At 60.8% G+C, this 19,387-nt stretch carries 15 protein-coding genes; all 15 read left to right on the top strand.

What is annotated here, in order from left to right; translation table 11 throughout:
* Positions 1-31 precede the first annotated feature (31 nt).
* Positions 32-1,303, top strand: a complete 1,272-nt coding sequence (gene secD / locus BMZ79_RS16020) for a protein translocase subunit SecD (RefSeq protein ID WP_090641652.1) — start codon at positions 32-34, stop codon at positions 1,301-1,303.
* The gene (gene secF, locus BMZ79_RS16015) at positions 1,293-2,225 is read left to right on the top strand and encodes a protein translocase subunit SecF (RefSeq protein ID WP_256252775.1); all 933 of its coding nucleotides are present in this window, start codon (positions 1,293-1,295) and stop codon (positions 2,223-2,225) included. Before secD ends, secF begins: the two co-directional genes overlap by 11 nt.
* 37 nt (positions 2,226-2,262) lie before the next feature.
* Positions 2,263-3,174 (top strand): cation diffusion facilitator family transporter, encoded by a 912-nt coding sequence (locus BMZ79_RS16010; RefSeq protein ID WP_090641651.1) that lies wholly within the window; start codon positions 2,263-2,265, stop codon positions 3,172-3,174.
* A gap of 41 nt (positions 3,175-3,215) precedes the next feature.
* The gene (recJ, locus tag BMZ79_RS16005) at positions 3,216-5,648 is read left to right on the top strand and encodes a single-stranded-DNA-specific exonuclease RecJ (RefSeq protein ID WP_090641650.1); all 2,433 of its coding nucleotides are present in this window, start codon (positions 3,216-3,218) and stop codon (positions 5,646-5,648) included.
* Positions 5,645-6,157, top strand: coding sequence for an adenine phosphoribosyltransferase (locus tag BMZ79_RS16000; protein WP_090641649.1), 513 nt, complete (start codon positions 5,645-5,647; stop codon positions 6,155-6,157). The genes recJ and BMZ79_RS16000 overlap by 4 nt, the downstream gene beginning before the upstream one ends.
* A gap of 209 nt (positions 6,158-6,366) precedes the next feature.
* The gene (locus BMZ79_RS15995) at positions 6,367-8,550 is read left to right on the top strand and encodes a RelA/SpoT family protein (RefSeq protein ID WP_090641648.1); all 2,184 of its coding nucleotides are present in this window, start codon (positions 6,367-6,369) and stop codon (positions 8,548-8,550) included.
* Positions 8,551-8,584: 34 nt separating this feature from the next.
* Positions 8,585-9,028: a D-aminoacyl-tRNA deacylase gene (dtd, locus tag BMZ79_RS15990; RefSeq protein WP_090641646.1), complete on the top strand. Its 444-nt coding sequence runs from the start codon at positions 8,585-8,587 to the stop codon at positions 9,026-9,028.
* 224 nt (positions 9,029-9,252) lie between these two features.
* Positions 9,253-9,411 carry a hypothetical protein gene (locus BMZ79_RS34290; RefSeq protein ID WP_177222165.1) on the top strand — a complete coding sequence of 53 codons (159 nt, stop codon included), beginning with the start codon at positions 9,253-9,255 and terminating at the stop codon, positions 9,409-9,411.
* 651 nt (positions 9,412-10,062) lie between these two features.
* Positions 10,063-11,313 (top strand): histidine--tRNA ligase, encoded by a 1,251-nt coding sequence (gene hisS, locus BMZ79_RS15985; protein WP_090641644.1) that lies wholly within the window; start codon positions 10,063-10,065, stop codon positions 11,311-11,313.
* Between the two features lie 41 nt (positions 11,314-11,354).
* On the top strand, positions 11,355-13,169 hold the full coding sequence (aspS, locus tag BMZ79_RS15980; RefSeq protein WP_371263735.1) for an aspartate--tRNA ligase: 1,815 nt from the start codon (positions 11,355-11,357) through the stop codon (positions 13,167-13,169).
* 78 nt (positions 13,170-13,247) lie between these two features.
* Positions 13,248-14,003, top strand: a complete 756-nt coding sequence (locus BMZ79_RS15975; protein ID WP_090641642.1) for a tRNA threonylcarbamoyladenosine dehydratase — start codon at positions 13,248-13,250, stop codon at positions 14,001-14,003.
* A complete protein-coding gene (locus tag BMZ79_RS15970; RefSeq protein ID WP_090641640.1) occupies positions 14,000-14,665 on the top strand; it encodes a YdeI/OmpD-associated family protein in 666 nt (221 codons plus the stop codon). The genes BMZ79_RS15975 and BMZ79_RS15970 overlap by 4 nt, the downstream gene beginning before the upstream one ends.
* Positions 14,666-14,920: 255 nt before the next feature.
* Positions 14,921-16,270: an Nramp family divalent metal transporter gene (locus BMZ79_RS15965; protein ID WP_090641638.1), complete on the top strand. Its 1,350-nt coding sequence runs from the start codon at positions 14,921-14,923 to the stop codon at positions 16,268-16,270.
* A 125-nt stretch (positions 16,271-16,395) separates the two neighbouring features.
* A complete protein-coding gene (locus BMZ79_RS15960; protein WP_090641637.1) occupies positions 16,396-17,700 on the top strand; it encodes a replication-associated recombination protein A in 1,305 nt (434 codons plus the stop codon).
* 251 nt (positions 17,701-17,951) lie between these two features.
* A complete protein-coding gene (locus BMZ79_RS15955) occupies positions 17,952-19,313 on the top strand; it encodes a hemolysin family protein (RefSeq protein WP_090641636.1) in 1,362 nt (453 codons plus the stop codon).
* Positions 19,314-19,387 lie beyond the last annotated feature (74 nt).

Raw genomic sequence — 19,387 nt, 5'->3', positions numbered from 1 at the left:
GCAGAGCACTTAAGGGGGATTTGTAGGAATCATGAATCGTCGACTGTTAGCGTTTATCCTCATCGTCGCCGTATCGCTCGGCGTCGTCGGAGGCTTGTCCAAGTGGGTGGTGGACGACGTCAAACTTGGACTGGACCTGAAGGGAGGCTTCGAAATCCTGTACGAAGCCGAGCCGATCGAAGCCGGAGGCAAGGTGACGAAGGAATCCCTGACGGAAACGGCCAAGAGCCTCGAAGCTCGCGCCAACGCCACGGGCGTGGCCGAGCCGGAAGTCACGACGGAGGGGACGAACCGCATCCGGGTCAAGATCGCCGGCGTGACGGACGAAGCCAAGGTGCGGGACATCCTGAAGAAGCCCGCCGAATTGACGTTCCGCAGCGCGCGCGGCTGCGCCGCCGACAAGGGCTACTGCAAAATCGAGCTGCGCGGCAGCGATTTCAAGCAGAACGGCGCCGACGTTCGCCAGACCCAACTGAACGAGTACGAAATTACGATCAAGATGAAGAGCGCAAGCAAATTCGCCGAGATTACTCGCGAAGTGGCCAAGCTCAGCGCGAACGGCACGAACCAGCTGGCCATCTACCTGGACGATAAAATGCTGTCGGCGCCTAACGTGTCGAGCGAAATCAACAGCACCGACGCTTCGATCACGGGCAGCTTCACCCGAGAGGAAGCGTACGATCTCAAGAACACGATCAACCTTGGCGCCCTGCCGCTGAAGCTGACCGAGAAATACACGCAAAGCGTCGGCGCGACGCTCGGCAAGCAATCGCTGGACGAAACCATGGAGGCCGGCATCATCGCCACGATCGTCATTCTGCTGTTCATGATGATCTTCTACCGGCTGCCCGGCGTCATCGCGAGCATTTCCATTATCGTGTATATCTGGCTGCTGCTGCTCGGCTTCAATCTCATTCACGCCACGCTGACGCTGCCCGGCATCGCCGCGTTCATTCTCGGCATCGGCATCGCGGTCGACGCCAACATCATCATGGCGGAACGGATTCGCGAAGAGCTTCGCAGCGGCAAGAGCATCATGTCGTCGCAGAAGGCCGGCTCCCGCCACTCCTTCCGCACGATCATCGACTCGCACGTCACGACGGCCATCGCCGCGCTCGTGCTGTTCTTTATCGGCGTCGGCTCCGTCAAGGGCTTCGCCGTGATCCTGCTGCTCAGCATCGTCATGAGCATTATCACGAACGTGTTCTTCTCGCGCCTGCTCCTCACGCTTCTCGTCCGCAGCGGTGTGGTCAAGAAGAAAACCAATTTCGGTGTGAAGGAGAGTGAAGTACGTGCATTATAAGGCATTCGACAACGTCGACGAGAAGAAATTCAGCTTCGTCAAGACATCCCGTTACTTCTTCATGCTTTCGATTTCGATTACGATCGTCGGCATCTTGACCCTCGGAGTATTCGGCTTGAATTACGGCGTCGATTTCAAGGCGGGGTCCAGCGTCGATATTACGTTCAAGAAGGACGTCAGCAGCCAGAAGGCCGCGTTCGAGCAGTACTTGAAGGACAACGATTTCGGCTCGCCGGGCATGACGTTCGGCGCGAAGCGCGTCACGCTCCGTTTCGACGACGTCCTGTCGGACACGAAGGAGAAAGCCCTCAAAGCAGGCATCGCCGATAAATTCGACAAAGACGCGTCCATGGAAGTAAACACGGTCGACGTCGAAATTGCCAAGGAGCTTCAAGGCAACGCGATCAAGGCCGTGCTGATCGCCAGCATCGGCATTGTGATTTACGTCAGCATCCGGTTCGAATGGCGATTCGCCGTGGCGGCGATCGTAGCCCTGCTGCATGACGCCTTCATCGTAATCAGCTTGTTTTCGATTTTCAGGCTGGAGGTCAATCTGCCGTTCATCGTGGCGGTATTGACGATCATCGGCTATTCCATTAACGATACCATCGTTATTTTCGACCGGATCCGCGAGAATCTCCGGTTCGCGAAGCTGAAGTCGGTCACGGACATCGCCAAAATCGTCAACGACAGCATTTGGCAGACGATGTCCCGTTCCATCAACACCGTCATGACGGTCTTGTTCGCGACGATCTGCCTGCTCATCTTCGGCAGCGAATCGATCCGGCTGTTCTCGCTCGCGATTCTGTTCGGTCTCATCAGCGGCGCGTACTCGTCCATCTTCATCGCGAGCCCGCTCTGGCTGCTGCTGAAGAGCAAACAAAAACCGAAGTCGAATGTCAAGTCTTCGGCCGCATCGTAGTAAGATAGGGAGTACAACGCTATAACAGGAGGCATCCATGACAGCGAACCATCGTTACGCCAGAGCGGAGTCTGCAGCATGGACCGGGCTTATCGGCAATGTCTGTATCGCAGCGGTTAAAGGCGGCGTCGGCGTCATGACGGGCAGCAAGTCGCTGCTCGCCGATGCCTGCCGTTCGGCCTCCGACGCGGCCGCCTCGTTCGTCTCGCTGACCGGCATCCGCCGGTGCCGGCAGCTCGGCTCGCCGTACGCGCCGGTCCCGGCGGCCCGGGGCCGCTCGGAAGCCGCGACGGGCGTGCTGGCGTCCATCCTGCTGATGATCGCCGGACTCGAGATCGGCATCGCCGCGATCAAGTCGATCGCGGACGGCGTGGACGACAGTCCGGGCTGGCCGGCGGCCGCGGTCGTGCTGGCCGCGTTCATCCTGAAGGAAGCGGGCTTCTCGACCAAGGAACGCGGCGCTGATTTTTACGCGTCGCTCGCCGCCCTCGTCGGTACCGGCGGATCGATGCTCGGAAGGCCGCTCCATCTGCACTTGCTCTATTACTTGGATCCCGCGGCGTCGCTCATCATCGTCGTCATCGTCTTCACGAGCGGGTATCGCGTCGCATCGGCTTCCGTGATGCGGAGCCGGTACCTGGAAGTGGAGCCGGCGGATCTCTCGGAGCTGAAGGCCGTCGTCCTGCGCATGGAAGGCGTCATCAGCGTCGAGCTGCTGCGCGCGCGAGAGCACGGTCATTACGCCGTCGCGGAAGTCGTCATCAGCGTGAACCCGCGCATCTCGGTGCTGGAAGGCAACGAGATCGCCAAACGGGTCAGAGAATTCATCATGAAACGGTTCAATCACATGACGGAGGTTACCGTCCACGTAGAACCTTACGATCCCGGTTATCCGTATAAAAGCAATCATGAGTCCAATCCGGAACACGTGACAACGCTACTGCAATAGCAGCAGCGTTCATTTTTTTGAGAAGAGAGGTGACGGGTGCCTTGCTGCAATCGAAAACACGCTGGCGCCTCGCTTCGCTGGACGTCGAAGGGGAAGCCCGCGCGGCCGCCTTGGCGCGCGCCTTATCGCTCCCGCCGCTGGTCGCGCGCCTGCTCGTCCAGCGCGGCTACGACCGCGTCGAAGACGCCCGGCGCTTTTTGACCGGGGGCCTCGAGTGCCTGCACGATCCTTTCTTGCTGAAAGGGATGAAGGAAGCCGCGGACCGGATCGCGCTTGCCCGGGAACGCGGCGAGCGCGTCCGGATTTACGGCGATTACGACGCGGACGGCGTGTCGTCGACGACCTTGATGACGTACTTATTCAATCGGCTGGCGCTTGACTTCGACCACTACATACCGCATCGCACGCGAGAAGGCTACGGGTTGAACAAAACGGCGCTCGACGCGGCGGCGGCGGCGGGCGTCACGCTGATCGTCACCGTCGACACGGGCATCAGCGCGGTCGAGGAAATCGCGCACGCGGCCGTACTTGGCATCGACGTCGTCGTGACCGACCACCACGAGCCGCCGCAGGAGCTGCCTGCCGCTTTCGCGATCGTCAATCCGAAGCAGGAGGATTGCGGTTATCCGTTCAAGGGACTGGCAGGCGTCGGCGTCGCGTTCAAGCTGGCGACGGCGCTCCTCGGGGAACCCCCGGTCGAATGGACCGACGTCGTGGCGCTCGGGACGATCGCGGACCTCATGCCGCTCACGGACGAGAACCGCGTGCTCGTGCGGCTGGGGCTGGAGCGGCTGCGCGCGACGGACAAGCCCGGCTTCCGGGCGCTCGCCGACGTGTGCGGCATCGAACTGCCGTCGCTGCTGGCGACGCATATCGCCTTCGGCATAGCGCCGCGCATTAACGCCGCCGGCCGCCTCGACCACGCGAACGCGGCGGTGGAGCTGCTGACCGCCGCCGACGAGGAAGCCGCGACGGCCGGCGCGTTCCGGCTCGACGGGCTGAACAAGGAGCGCCAGGGGATCGTCGAGGATATCCTGCGGGAAGCCGAAGAGCAGTGGACGGCGAAATGCGAAGCGGCGGACGCGGCCGGAACGCGACGGCCGTCCGTGATCGTCGTCGCCGGCGAAGGCTGGAACGCCGGCGTCGTCGGCATCGTCGCTTCCAAGCTGATCGAACGCCATTACAAGCCGACGATCGTCCTCGGCATCGACTCGGAGACCGGCAAGTGCAAAGGCTCGGCCCGCTCGATCGAGGGCTACGACCTGCACGCGGCGCTGACGGCGTGCGAGGAATGGCTCGACCATTACGGCGGGCACCAGGCGGCCGCCGGCATGACGCTGCACCGCGACAAGCTCGCGCCGTTCGAGGAACGGCTGTCCCGTCTCGCGGACGAATGGCTGACGGAGGACGATTGGATTCCGAAGCTGACGATCGACTTGGCGTGCAAGATGGAGGACGCCACCCTGAAGGTGCGCGAGCAGCTCGCCAAGCTGGAGCCGTTCGGCGCCGGGAACGGCGCGCCGAAGCTCCTGCTCACCGGCGTGACGCTCGCCGAGCGCAAGACGATGGGCAAGGAGAAGAATCACCTGAAGCTGGCGCTTGCCGGCCAAGGCAAGCTGCTGGACGCCGTTGGCTTCGGCTGCGGCCATCTGGCGGAGCGCCTGTCGAACGGCGCGGCCGTCGAGGTCGTCGGCGAGCTGGCCGTGAACGAGTGGAACGGCCAGCGGAAAGCCCAGTTCATGCTGAGCGATCTGCGCGTGCCGCATATCCAGCTGTTCGATCTGAGAAGCGAGCCCGGTTGCGAGTCGCTTCGGACGGCGGAGCGGCTGCTCGCCTCGGACGTCATGCAGCAGAGCCAAGGCGTCCTGCTCGTGCCGAACGAGACGTGGCTCGAAGCCGCGGAAGCGCCGGGCCGGCTCCGGCTGCCGGAACGGTTCCGCCTCCTGACGTACGATGCCCTCGCCGGGCAGCGCGTGCCATGCGGGCAACTGGCGGTCTTCGGCAAGCCGCCGTCGGCCGAGAAGCTGGCCGCGGCGATCGCCGCGTGCCGGGACTTGGAGTCCGTGCATCTGCTGTACGCGGCGGATCCGGAGTCGGGCGAGTTTCCGACGCGGGAGCAGTTCGGGCAGCTCTATCAGCTGCTGCGGCGCGAATGCCCGCTGCCGGAAGCCGGCGCCGCCGCGGCGCTGGCCGCCAAGCTCCGTCGGTCGGCCGATAGCGTAACGCTCATGCTGGACGTCTTCAAGGAACTGCGGTTCGTCGAAGAGGCGGAGGGCAGCCTGGCGCTGAGCGCGGTCACGGGCAAGAAGGAGCTGTCCCTGTCGCGGCATTACCGCGACGGCCAGCGGAACGCGGAATCGAATGCGATTCTCGCGCTGCCGGTCAAGCAGCTGACGGATTGGCTGACGGTGCAAGCGGGCCTGATTCACGATCAAACAACCGAACAAGAAAACGAAGGAGTAGGTATTTCATGAACTATAAAGAGCATATTCGCGTCATCCCCGATTTCCCGCAGCCGGGCATCCGGTTCAAGGACATTACGACGCTGACGAACAACGGCGCCGTGTACGCGTCGGCGATCAACGACATTCGCCAAGCGATACAGGACAAGCAGATCGACCTGATCGCGGGACCGGAAGCGCGCGGCTTCATCATCGGCGCGCCGCTCGCCGTGTCCATGGGCCTCGGCTTCGTGCCGATCCGCAAGAGCGGCAAGCTGCCCGGCGAAGTCGTCGAGGCGAACTACGACCTGGAGTACGGCAAGGATAAGCTGACGATCCACAAGGACGCGATCAAGCCCGGCCAGAAGGTGCTGATCGCCGACGACCTGCTCGCGACGGGCGGCACGATCGCCACGACGATCAACCTGATCCGCCAGCTCGGCGGCGAAGTGGTCGGGGCGGCGTTCCTCATCGAGCTAGGCTATCTGGACGGCCGCAGCAAGCTGGACGGCATCGATATTTTCTCGCTCGTCACCTACTAGAAGATAGCTTCAATCGGCGCCGGACACGGGAGCGAACGCTACCGTCGTCCGGCGTTCTGCAATCGCGGAGTTGACGGAAAGGCTTGAAAACAGGCATAATAGTAGGAAAAACTCGGGCTGAACGGTCACGCTGGACCTGGCAGGATTTTCATTGATTTGGAAAGCAGGCGGCGCCAATCGGACGCGCGCTTTTCCGGAAAGGGACATTCATGGGCATAGAGCAGCTACTTGATAAAGCATCCACCTATTTGAAGGAACAAGATTTGAACCGGATCAAAGAAGCTTACGAATTCGCCGATCAGGCCCATCACGGGCAGGTGCGCAAATCGGGAGAGCCGTACATCCTTCATCCGGTCGCCGTCGCGGAAATCCTCGTCAATATGCAAATGGACGTATTGTCGATCATCGCGGCGCTCCTTCATGACGTGGTTGAGGATACGACCGTCCCGCTGGAAGAAGTCCGGTCCCGGTTCGGCGAAGCATGCGCGGCCGTCGTAGACGGACTGACAAAGCTGGAGAAGATCCAATTCCGCTCCAAGGAGGAGCAGCAGAACGAGAATTACCGCAAAATGTTCGTGGCCATGGCCCAGGACATGCGCGTCATCTTGATCAAGCTGGCGGACCGGCTGCACAACATGCGGACGTTGAAGTATCAATCCGAGGAGGCGCAGCGGCGGATCGCGTACGAGACGCTGGAGATCTTTTGCCCCATCGCGCACCGGCTCGGCATTTCGGCGATCAAGTGGGAGATGGAGGACATCGCCCTCCGGTATTTGAATCCGCAGCAGTATTACCGGATCGCCAATCTCATGAAGAAGAAACGCGCGGAGCGCGAACAATATATCGACGACGTCATCGGCCGCATTCGCGAGAAGCTCGAGGACATGGGCATCGACGGCGACATATCGGGACGGCCGAAGCATATTTACAGCATCTATAAGAAGATGACCGCGCGCAGCAAGCAGTTCAACGAAATCTACGACCTGCTCGCGATCCGCATCATCGTCGACAATATCAAAGACTGCTACGCGACGCTCGGCATCATCCATACGTTGTGGAAGCCGATGCCGGGGCGCTTCAAGGATTACATCGCCATGCCGAAGGCGAACATGTACCAGTCGCTGCATACGACCGTCATCGGGCCGACAGGCGAGCCGACGGAAGTGCAGATCCGCACGTGGGAGATGCACCGCACGTCCGAATTCGGCATCGCGGCCCACTGGGCGTACAAGGAAGGCGGCGTCGTGCCGGGCGGTTCGTTCGAGGACAAGATGACGCTGTTCCGCGAAATCATCGAGCTGCAGCACGAAGCGAGCGACGCATCGGAATTCGTCGAGTCGCTGAAGATGGATTTCTTCTCCGATCTCGTCTTCGTGTTCACGCCGAAGGGCGAGGTGTTCGAGCTTCCCGCCGGCGCGGTGCCGCTCGATTTCGCGTACCGCGTCCATACGGAGGTCGGCAACCGGACGATCGGCTCCAAGGTGAACGGCCGGATCGTGCCGCTCGATTACAAGCTGAAGACGGGCGACATCGTCGAGATTCTCACGTCGAAGCATTCGTACGGACCGAGCCAGGACTGGATCAAGATCGCGCAGTCGTCGCACGCGCGCAGCAAGATCAAGCAATGGTTCAAGAAGGAGCGCCGCGAGGAGAACGTCGTCAAAGGCCGCGACGCCATCGAGCGCGAGCTGAAGCGGCTCGGTCTGGAGCCGTCCAGCTTCATGTCCGACGCGCAGCTGCAGGAGGCGGCGTATAAATTCACGTTCAACGACATCGACGACATGCTGTCGGCCGTCGGGTTCGGCGGCATCACCGCCGCCCAGATCTGCACGAAGCTGACGGAGAAGATGCGCAAGGAAGCCGAAGAAGCGAACCAGATCGAGCTCACGAACGAGATGAAGGAAATGAAGTCGTCGCCCGCGATGCGCAAGACGCGTCCGACGCACGGCGTGTGCGTCAAAGGCGTGGACAATCTGCTCGTTCGTTTCGCCCGCTGCTGCAATCCGGTTCCGGGGGACGCCATCGTCGGCTATATCACGCGGGGCCGCGGCGTGTCGGTGCATCGCGCGGACTGCACGAACCTGACGACGAGCGTCGACGGGGAAGAGGCGGCGCGCATGATCGAAGTGGAGTGGGAAGACTCGGTCGAGGCGAATTACAGCGTCGACATCGAGATTACGGGCCACGACCGGCCGGGCTTGCTGAACGAAGTGCTGCAGGCGGTCTCGGAGAGCAAGACGAACATCTCGGCCGTTTCCGGCCGATCGGACAAAAACAAGCTGGCGATGATTCATATGACCGTGCTGATCCGCAATATCGAGCATTTGCAATCGGTCGTCGAACGGATCAAACGGGTGAAAGACATTTATTCCGTGCAGCGGATCATGCAGTAATCATTCCTAACGCGTCGAAGGAGCAAGCGGACAGATGAAGGTAGTCGTACAGCGAAGCAAGGAAGCGGCCGTCGTCGTGGACGGCGAGACGGTCGGCGCCATCGCGAAAGGACTCGTGCTGCTCGTCGGCATCACGCACGAGGACACGGACGCGGATGTACGGTGGATGGCCGACAAGATCGCGGGCTTGCGGATTTTCGAGGACGAGAGCGGGAAAATGAACCTGTCCGCGGCGGACGTCGGCGGCGATATCTTGTCCGTCTCTCAATTTACCTTGTACGGGGACTGCCGCAAGGGCCGGAGGCCGAATTTCATGGCGGCGGCGAGACCGGAGCAGGCGGAGGCGCAATACGAGGCGTTCAACGACGCGCTTCGCGCGTCCGGACTGAAGGTCGAGACCGGCCGGTTCGGCGCCATGATGGACGTGACGTTCACGAATTGGGGACCGGTCACGCTGATCGTCGACAGCAAAGCGTAGGCGCGTCTAACAGCAATATCCCTAGCAGCAGGATAAACGAAACAGGCGGCATTCAGGCATGCCGTTTTTTTGTTGCCTATCATTCGTCGAGACTGTCATATGCACGCAGCCTTAAATTCCAATGCTTCGGACACCGCGGGCGGTGTTGAAAACGGACGGGGCGGGCACACTAAAAGCTGACAACGCGCCATCGACAGGCGCCAGATTAGCGGAGGGTGACCGGAATGCATCAATCACGCAAGGAACAAGGCATCGAGAGAACGGCCAAACGGCTGCTGTTTGCCGATCGCCGCGAGGCGATCATGCTGGCCCGGGAAGAATCCGGCATCGAAGCGGGCGGCGAACTGGGCCGGGCCGCGGTCGTGCCGCCCAGAATGCCTTGAAGCACGAACGGAAGAGTCGCAGCGCGGAGTAAGGCTTTGTATTCGCAACGATCGACGGTGACACAGGGGTACGAATAAGGAGCGTAACCGCTTCATTTTTTGTAATGGAACTGTAACCTGTTTTCAATGATTCTCTAACATGACGTGCCTATAATGAAAGTCGACCCCCTTTTTTGAATATATTATTGATGGACCTACAACTCGTTTGTAGGTTTTTTCTTTTCTTCGGCCTTCCGTCCGATCCTTCGATGTATATTGACAGCATAAATCCGGAATGCTATTATAGATGAGATAAAGTGTCGATCCGTTGATAGGAAGATTTCGTTCTACCCGCACCGATACAGAGAGGGATTCCTTGGCTGGAAGAATCCTTGGCGTGCTTGAGCGAGAGGACATCCTGGAGGACATGCGGCGAACCCGCCGGCGATTTCGGGCCGGTTCAGTAGCCGTATTGCGTAGCCGGGCGTTAACCGGATTAAGCGGGACGAAGGCCGATCGCGGCGAACGTTCCGGAATGTGGGTGGTACCACGACAGCTTCGTTTTCGGCAAGCTCTCGTCCCTTTGGCCTAAACAGGCGGAGGGCGGGAGCTTTTTTAGTCCCCGGCCACCGGGAACTTGGCAAGATCATCAGCATATGGGAGGGAATGGGCATGGCTTTTCAGAAGCCTCCGGGCACGCAGGATTTTTTGCCGGGCGCCGTAGAGAAATGGCAGTACGTCGAACGCGTGGCGCGCGACATCTGCCGGCGGTTTAATTTCCGCGAAATTCGCACCCCGCTCTTCGAAATGACGGAGCTGTACAAGCGGGGCGTCGGCGAAACGACGGACATCGTGGAGAAAGAAATGTACACCTTCACCGACCGCGGCGACCGCAGTCTGACCCTCCGTCCGGAGGGCACGGCCGGTGCCGTCCGCGCGTACGTGGAGAACAAACTGTACGGAGAGCCGGACGTATCGAAGCTGTACTACATCGGTCCGATGTTCCGGTACGAGCGCCAGCAGGCGGGCCGGTACCGGCAGTTCCACCAATTCGGCGTGGAGGCGCTCGGCGCGGTCGATCCGGCGCTGGACGCGGAAGTAATCGCGCTTGGCTACACGTTCTATGCGGAGGTCGGCCTGAAGGACGTCCGGGTGGAAATCAACTCCGTCGGCACGCCGGAAGTACGGGCGGCTTACCGCTCGCGGCTGCTCGCGTTCCTGGAGCCGATGCGCGAGACGCTGTGCAAGGACTGCCAGGCCCGCATGGACCGCAATCCGCTCCGCGTCCTCGATTGCAAGACCGACCAGCACCGGTTCGACGGCGCGCCGTCGATTCTGGAGAGCCTGGACGAGGAGTGCCGGACGCACTTCGAAGCGCTGCAGCGCAATCTGGTGGACATGAACATTCCGTACGTCATCAACCCTCGCCTCGTGCGCGGCCTCGATTACTACACGCACACCGCGTTCGAGTACAAGGCGGAAGGCATCGGCGCGATCGATACGATCGGCGGCGGCGGGCGGTACAACGGCCTGGTCGCCGAGATCGGCGGCCCGGACCAGCCCGGCGTCGGCCTCGGCATCGGCCTGGAGCGCACGGTGCTGCTGCTGGAAAGCCAAGGCGTGCAGCTCGATAACCTCCACCGGGTCGACGCGTACCTGGTCGGGCTCGGGGAAGCGGCGGAGCGCGAGACGACGCGGCTGCTGCATGGCCTGCGCCTGCGCGGCATCGCGGCGGAGCGGGATTATCAGAGCCGCAAAATGAAGGCGCAGCTGAAATCGGCCGACCGGCTGCAAGCGCGCTTCACGGCCATTCTCGGCGACGACGAGCTCCAGCGCGGCGAAATCGCCCTGAAAAACATGGCGACGGGCGAGCAGACGTTCGTGGCGCTGGACGCGCTGGCGGACGCGATTTTGAAAGGGTAGTTTCATTCATTCACGATCATAAAGGAGACATGAACATGGTGATGCTTAAAACGCATGCTTGCGGAACATTGACGAAGGCGAATATCGGACAGACCGTGACGCTGAACGGCTGGGTGCAGCGCCGCCGCGACCTCGGCGGGGTGCTGTTCATCGATCTGCGCGACCGCACCGGCATCGTGCAAATCGTCTTCAACCCGACCTTCTCCGGCGACGCGCTGGCGATCGCCGACCGCGCGCGCAACGAATACGTCCTGGCCGTCCGCGGCCAAGTCGTCGAACGCGACGCCGAGACGGTCAACGCGAACCTCGCGACCGGCGAGATCGAAGTCCGCGTTACCGAGATCGAAATCATGAACGCCGCGAAGACGCCGCCCTTCCCGATCGAAGACGGCGTCGAAGTCGACGAGTCGCTTCGCCTGAAGTACCGCTACCTCGACCTGCGCCGTCCGGAAATGCAGAAAACGCTGCTCCTCCGCTCCAAGTCGGCGAAGGTGTTTCGCGACTTCCTCGACGGCCAAGGCTTCATCGACGTGGAAACGCCGATTCTGACCAAGAGCACGCCGGAAGGCGCGCGCGATTACCTCGTGCCGAGCCGCGTGCACCCGGGCGAATTTTTCGCGCTGCCGCAGTCGCCGCAAATCTTCAAGCAGCTGCTGATGGTCGGCGGCCTCGAGCGCTATTACCAAATCGCGCGCTGCTTCCGCGACGAAGACCTTCGCGCGGACCGTCAGCCGGAATTCACCCAGGTCGACATCGAGACGTCCTTCCTGTCCCAGGACCAACTGCTGGATATGATGGAAGAGCTCGTCGCGAAGCTGTTCAAGGAAACGATCAACGTGGACATCGCGCGCCCGTTCCAGCGCATTACGTATGCGGACGCGATGAACAAATACGGCTCCGACAAGCCGGATCTCCGGTTCGGCATGGAAATGGAAGACATTACCGATATCGTGTCTTCGAGCGACGTGAAGGTATTCGCGACCGTATCGGCAAGCGGCGGCGTCGTCAAGGCGCTGAACGCCAAGGGCTGCGCGAGCTGGAGCCGCAAGGAGCTTGACGACCTGCAGCCGTTCGCGGCGCGCTACGGCGGCAAAGGCCTCGCTTGGGTCACGGTGAAGGAAGGCGAATGGCGCGGTCCGATCGTGAAGTTCTTCAAGCCGGAGGAAATCGCGGCCCTGACGGAGCGGCTCGGCGTCGAGGAAGGCGACCTGCTGCTGTTCTCCGCGGACAAGAAGAAGGTCGTCGCGGACGTCCTCGGCAACCTGCGCCTCAAGATCGGCAAGCAGCTCGGCCTGATCGACGAATCCCAGTTCAAGCTGGAATGGGTCGTCGACTTCCCGCTGCTCGGTTACGACGAGGAAGCGAAGCGCTACGTGGCGGAGCATCATCCGTTCACGCGTCCGAACGAAGACGATCTGCACCTGTTCGAGACGAATCCGGGCGAGATCCGCGCGCAAGCGTACGACCTCGTGCTGAACGGCTACGAAGTCGGCGGCGGCTCCATGCGGATCTATAAGCGCGACGTGCAGGAGATGATGTTCAAGGCGCTCGGCTTCACGCTGGAGGAAGCGCGCGAGAAGTTCGGCTTCCTGCTCGACGCGTTCGACTACGGCACGCCTCCGCACGGCGGCATCGCGTTCGGCTTCGACCGTCTCGTCATGCTGCTTGCGGGCCGCACGAACCTGCGCGAGACGATCGCGTTCCCGAAAACGGCGAGCGCGACCGACCTGCTCAGCGACGCGCCGTCCGAAGTCGACATTGCCCAGCTGCAGCAGCTGCATATCCGCACGATCCAGAAGGCCGCCAAGCAGCCTGAGGCCGCGGCGACGGCATCGGCCCAGCCCGCCCAAAACTAAGCCCTTTCCCGGCTTTCGTCCGCCCCGCGCGGCGAAAGCCGGATTCGTTATCTATCGCCTTTGGAGGTGCAAGGAAGGATGCTTCATCAATTTTCCCGTACGGAGCTGGCGATCGGCCCGGAGGGATTGGATATCATGAAAGGCAGCACCGTCGCGGTGCTCGGCGTCGGCGGCGTCGGCGCGATGGCGGCGGAAGCGCTGGCGCGCACGGGCGTCGGCCGGATCATTCTGATCGATAAGGACGTCGTGGACATCACGAACGTCAACCGCCAGATTCACGCGCTCACGACGACGGTCGGCCAGCCGAAAGCGGAGCTGATGCGCGACCGCATCAAGCTGATCAATCCGGAGTGCGACGCCATCGCGCTTCGCATGTTCTACACGGAGGAGACGTACGAGCAGTTGTTCGCGTACAAGCTCGATTACGTCGTCGACGCGTCCGATACGATCATTTACAAGGTGCATCTCATCAAGGAATGCCTGCAGCGGAACATTCGGGTCATCTCCAGCATGGGGGCCGCCAACAAGATGGATCCGTCGCGGTTCCGCGTCGCGGACATCTCGCAAACGTCGATGGATCCCGTGGCGCGCGTCGTTCGCCAGAAGCTGCGGAAGGAAGGCATCAAGCGAGGCGTGAAGGTCGTCTTCTCGACGGAAGAGCCGATCAAGCCGCGCGAGGACGTCACGCAGCGGATCGTGCCGGAGAACGCGCCGGAGATCCGCAAGGCGAAGCAGCCGCCGGCAAGCAACGCGTACGTGCCGCCGGTGGCCGGCCTGATCATGGTCAGCGCGGTCGTCAAAGATTTGCTCGAAGCGGGAGGACAGGCCCAATGAACGTGGAACTGATGAACAAGCTGCGGCTGTCGCTCGACATGCGCATCGCGCTGCTGGAAGCGCCGGACGCGTCGTACAAGGAGTCGCTCGGCGCCGAGAACGCCGAGCCGTTCACCGAGATGGACGCCGGCACGTACGATTTCGTCCTGCTGTTCGCGAAGGACATCGCGAGCTTGAACGAGCATGCGCCGAAAGCGCTCAAAGCCGTGAAGAAGGACGGCCTGCTCTGGATCTGTTATCCGAAAGGCACGTCGAAAATCAGAACCGACATCAACCGCGACCGCGGCTGGAAAGCGGTCCGCGACGAAGGCTGGGAAGGCGTCTCGCTCGTCTCCGTCGACGACACGTGGTCGGCGATGCGGTTCCGTCCCGTCGGCGCGGTTCAGACAAGCGCGCGGGCGAAGCGGGCGGCGGACGCCGTCCGCGAGGCGGGCACGGGCGCGGCGAAGGAGCTCGTCGTGCCGGACGACGTCAAGGCGGCGCTCGCCGCGCGGCCCGAAGCCGAGTCGTTCTTCGCGGGACTCGCCCCGTCGCACCGCAAGGAATACATTCGCTGGATCAACGAAGCGAAGCAAGAAGTCACCCGGGCCAAGCGCATCGGCGACATGACGGCGAAGCTGGCGCAGCAGCTGAAGCGTCCGTCGGACAAGCCGCAGGCGTAAGAGAATCGCGATGCTTAGTCCCAATAAGCGGCGCTGAAGAAGCGCTGAAGCAGCCCCAAGAAGCAGGATTATCGGATGTCCGTCCGGTAGTCCTGCTTTTTTGACTAGGCCATGAAATTTGTCCCAATCAACAAAAGTTTCCTTGATGAAACTTTTTTGGTGGTGTACAATGAAAATAGGAAACAATGGTTTCCGCCCTGCATATTTGTAGGTTATAACATAGTGACACTACGAACACGAAGAGGTGAAAGGCAAATGAGCACCAATCAATCGGCTCCGCTGGCGCAAGAAACCGGATGGAGACAGAAGAGAGCCCAGAACTCGCTTCCGGAAGTGTACCGCTCGATGAAGATTCCGAAGCACGGCTCATGGTTCCGTAAATTTTTAGCGTTCGCGGGTCCCGGCTATCTGGTCGCCGTCGGGTACATGGACCCCGGCAACTGGGCGACGGATATCGCCGGCGGTTCCCAATTCGGCTATACGCTGCTCGCGGTCATCCTGCTGTCGAACCTGATGGCGATCCTGCTTCAGGCGCTGGCCGGCAAGCTCGGCATCGTGACGGGACGCGACTTGGCGCAGGCCTGCCGAGACCATTACAGCAAGCCGGTCGCCATGGCGCTCTGGGTGCTGTGCGAGCTCGCCATCGCGGCCTGCGACCTTGCCGAAGTCATCGGCTCGGCGATCGCGCTCAACCTGCTGTTCGGCATTCCGCTGATAGCCGGGGTCATCCTGACGGTGCTCGACGTCCTTCTCGTGCTCCTGCTGCAAAATAAAGGCTTCCGGTTCATCGAGTCGCTCGTGATCGTGCTGATCGTGACGATCGGCGGCTGCTTCCTGATCGAGATGTTCTGGTCCCAACCGCAAATGGGCGAGGTCATGAAAGGCTTCGTGCCGAGCACGGAGATCATTTCGAACCCCGCGATGCTCTATATCGCGATCGGCATTCTGGGCGCGACGGTCATGCCGCATAATTTGTATTTGCACTCTTCCATCGTTCAAACGCGGCAGTACGAACAGACCGAGCTCGGCAAACGCCAGGCGATCAAATACTCCACGTGGGATTCCACCATCGCGCTGTTCTTCGCTTTGTTCATCAACGCGGCGATTCTGATCATCGCGGCCTCGACGTTCCATACGTCGGGCCACACGGACGTCGCCGAGATCGGCGACGCGTTCCACCTGTTGTCGCCGCTGCTCGGCACGACCGCGGCGAGCATCCTGTTCGGCGTGGCGCTGCTCGCCTCCGGCCAGAACTCCACGCTTACGGGCACGCTGGCCGGCCAGATCGTGATGGAGGGCTTCCTCAACATTCGGCTAAAGCCATGGCTGCGCCGCCTGATCACCCGGATGATCGCCGTCGTTCCGGCCGTCATCGTCACTTGGCTGTACGGCGCGAGCGGCACGGCGGATTTGCTCATCCTGAGCCAGGTCATCCTGTCGCTTCAGCTGTCCTTCGCGGTCATTCCGCTCGTGAAGTTCACGAGCGACAAGTCGAAGATGGGCAGCTTCGCGAATAAGCTCTGGCTGAAAATACTAGCCTGGTTCGTGGCGATCGTCATCGCCGTCTTGAACCTTTACCTGCTGTACCAAACGTTTGCGGGCTAACGCGCGACGCATAACCGGGTTCGGGAAGCCTTCTCCGCATGGGGAAGGCTTCTTTGCATGCGCGGACGGCGTGGCGAACGTGTGTGCTTGTATGGTATGATGGACCGGAAAGGAATGTGATTCGGATGGATTTGTTTACCTACCAAGAGGAGGAGCGGCAGCCTCAGGCCAAGCTGCTCGCGGACCGGATGCGCCCCCAGACGATCGACGACTACATCGGCCAGCGCGACGTCGTCGGTCCCGGCAAGCTGCTGCGGCGCGCGATCGAAGGCGACCAGGTGTCTTCGATTCTGCTCTACGGCCCTCCGGGCTGCGGGAAGACGACGCTCGCGCATATTATCTCCCAACGGACGCAGGGCGAATTCGTGAAGCTGAACGCGGTCGAGGCCTCGGTCAAGGACGTCCGGGAGGTCATCGATCGAGCCAAGCTGACCAAGTCGATGTACGGCCGCAAAACGATCCTGTTTCTCGACGAGGTGCACCGCTTCAACGCTTCCCGCCAGGATGCGCTGCTGCCGGCCGTCGAGCAAGGCATCATCGTGTTCATCGGCGCGACGACCGAGAATCCGTTCCATTACGTCAACGGGGCGCTGCTGTCCCGGTCGACGCTGTTCCAGCTCGAAGCCTTGACGCGGGAGGACGCGCTCGAAGCGATGCGCCGCGCGCTCGCCGATCCCGTCAAGGGGCTCGGCTTCATGAAGCTGCAGGTTGCCGAAGACGCGCTGCAGCATATCGCGTCCATGGCGGGCGGCGATATCCGCCGGGCGCTGAACGCGCTGGAGCTGGCGGCGGTGACGACGCCGTCGCAGCCGGACGGTACCGTCGCGATCACGCTCGAGGTCGCGGAGGAATCGATCCGCAAGCCGACGATCCGCGCCGACGAGTCGACGCAGTACGACGTATTGTCGGCGTTCCATAAGAGCATCAGAGGATCCAGCGACGCCGCGCTGTTCTGGTTCCTCTACGCCGTCGAGAAGCTGGGCATGGACCCGATGACCTTCCTGCGCCGCCTCATCGTGGCGTGCAGCGAAGATATCGGGCTCGCCAACCCGCAGGCGATGGTTCAGGCCGTGACGGCGATGGACGCCTATCATAAGATCGGATGGCCCGAAGCCAAGTACAACGTCGCCCAGGCGATCCTGTTCGCGGCGGAGAGCCCCAAGTCCAACGCCGCCGCCGTGGCGATCGGCAACGTCATGTCGACGATCGAGAGCATCGGGAACGCCGAGGTGCCGCTGCATCTGCGCGACGCCCATTACAGCGGCGCCGCGAAGCTCGGCCACGTGGGTTACCTGTACCCGCACGATTATCCCGGCCATTACGTGAAGCAGGCGTATCTCCCGGAACGGATCGTCCAAAAGAAATTCTATAGCGCGACGCAGCAGGGCATGGAGGACAAGATTCGACAAAATCAGGAGCGGCGCAAATAGGCGATTCCGCTGCGTTGTCTTCATAAACGGTAGCAGGAGCGCGAAAACGGCGCATAAAAGGCGACCTTTACAGAATAAACATGAGTAAAACCCGATTTTCGGGCCAGAAGGTGGGATGACGGCATTTGACGCAAAGAGACCTGATCGTCTAATGTAGTATTATAAAAGAAGTTTATAATTTCATTCCCTGAAGGAGGTGCACCTGTTAGTCGTGATCGCGGCTTTAGGCGCGAACGGCGAACAGGGAATCGTTGAGTAGTGACCCGTTACCCATATTGTTGAGCTTTCTCTTAATTTTGGCGCTCGTGTTTTTGAACGGCTTTTTCGTCGCCGCCGAGTTCGCCATGGTCAAAGTGAGAAGCAGCCGGATCGACACGCTCGTCCAAGACGGCAATCACCGGGCGCGCTTCGCGTCCGCGCTCACGAACAATTTGGATGCGTATCTGTCGGCCTGTCAATTGGGCATCACGCTGGCTTCGCTCGGATTGGGCTGGGTAGGGGAACCTGCCATCGCGCATATTCTGGAGCCGCTGCTGGAGAAGCTGCATTTCAGTCCCGTCGCCATTTCGACGGTATCGTTCATCATCGCCTTTTCGTTGATTACCGTGTTTCATATCGTGCTCGGCGAGCTTGCGCCGAAGACGTACGCGATTCGCAAGTCGGAATCGGTGACGTTGTGGACGGCGTTTCCGCTGATGATGTTTTACAAAATCATGTACCCGTTTATTTTCCTGCTGAACGGCATGGCGAATCTCATGCTGAAGGCTTTCGGCATCGAGCCGGCCGCCGAGCATGAATCGGCCCACACGGAAGAGGAAATCCGCATTCTCATGAAGGAGAGCCACAAGTCCGGATTGATCGACAATACCGAACTGACGCTCGTGGACAACATTTTCGAGTTCGCCGAAACCCATGCCCGAGAAATCATGATTCCACGCACCGAGATGATCTGTCTGTACGCCAACCTGTCGTTCGAAGAGAACCGGGCGATCGCGCTCAAGGAAATGCATACCCGTTATCCCGTCTGCGACAAGGACAAAGACAACATTATCGGATTCATTCATATAAAAGACCTGCTCAAGGTAACGAACCAAACGATACACGACATCCGCCAGATTGCGCGTCCGATGACGACGGTGCCGGATTCCATGCATATCAGCTCGCTGTTGAAGCTGATGCAGAAGAAGAAGACGCAGATCGCCATTCTGATCGACGAATACGGCGGCACGTCGGGCTTGGTCACGCTGGAAGACATCATGGAAGAGATCGTCGGCGAGATTCAGGACGAATTCGACGAAGAACGTCCCGATATCGAGCCGAAGGAAGACGGCACGCATTCCATCAACGGGATGATGCTGATCGAAGAAGTGAACAGCTATTTCGGCACCGAGATCGAAAGCGACGATTACGACACGATCGGCGGGTGGATGTACGCCCAGATCGAGAACCCGCCGTCGGCGGGCCAGCGGATCGTCCATCCGGTCGGGTTCGAGTTCATCATCGAGGAAACGGATCATCTGCGCATCTCGCGGATTCAAATCCGCAAGCGGACGGTCGAGGAAGTCGAGGAAGAGCTGCTGCACGAGGTCGAAATGCAGGCCGAGACGGGTTAATCCCGCGCGCCGCGGCGAGTAAGTACCAAGAGCAATCAAAAATCGATAAACAAAGAGGCGTTCGACTAGTCGAA

Origin of the sequence: Paenibacillus sp. UNC496MF (assembly GCF_900113915.1) — a bacterium.
Classification (GTDB): domain Bacteria; phylum Bacillota; class Bacilli; order Paenibacillales; family Paenibacillaceae; genus Paenibacillus_Z; species Paenibacillus_Z artemisiicola.
The sequence above is the reverse complement of the archived record's forward strand: the minus strand, read 5'-3'. Positions and strand labels throughout refer to the sequence as shown.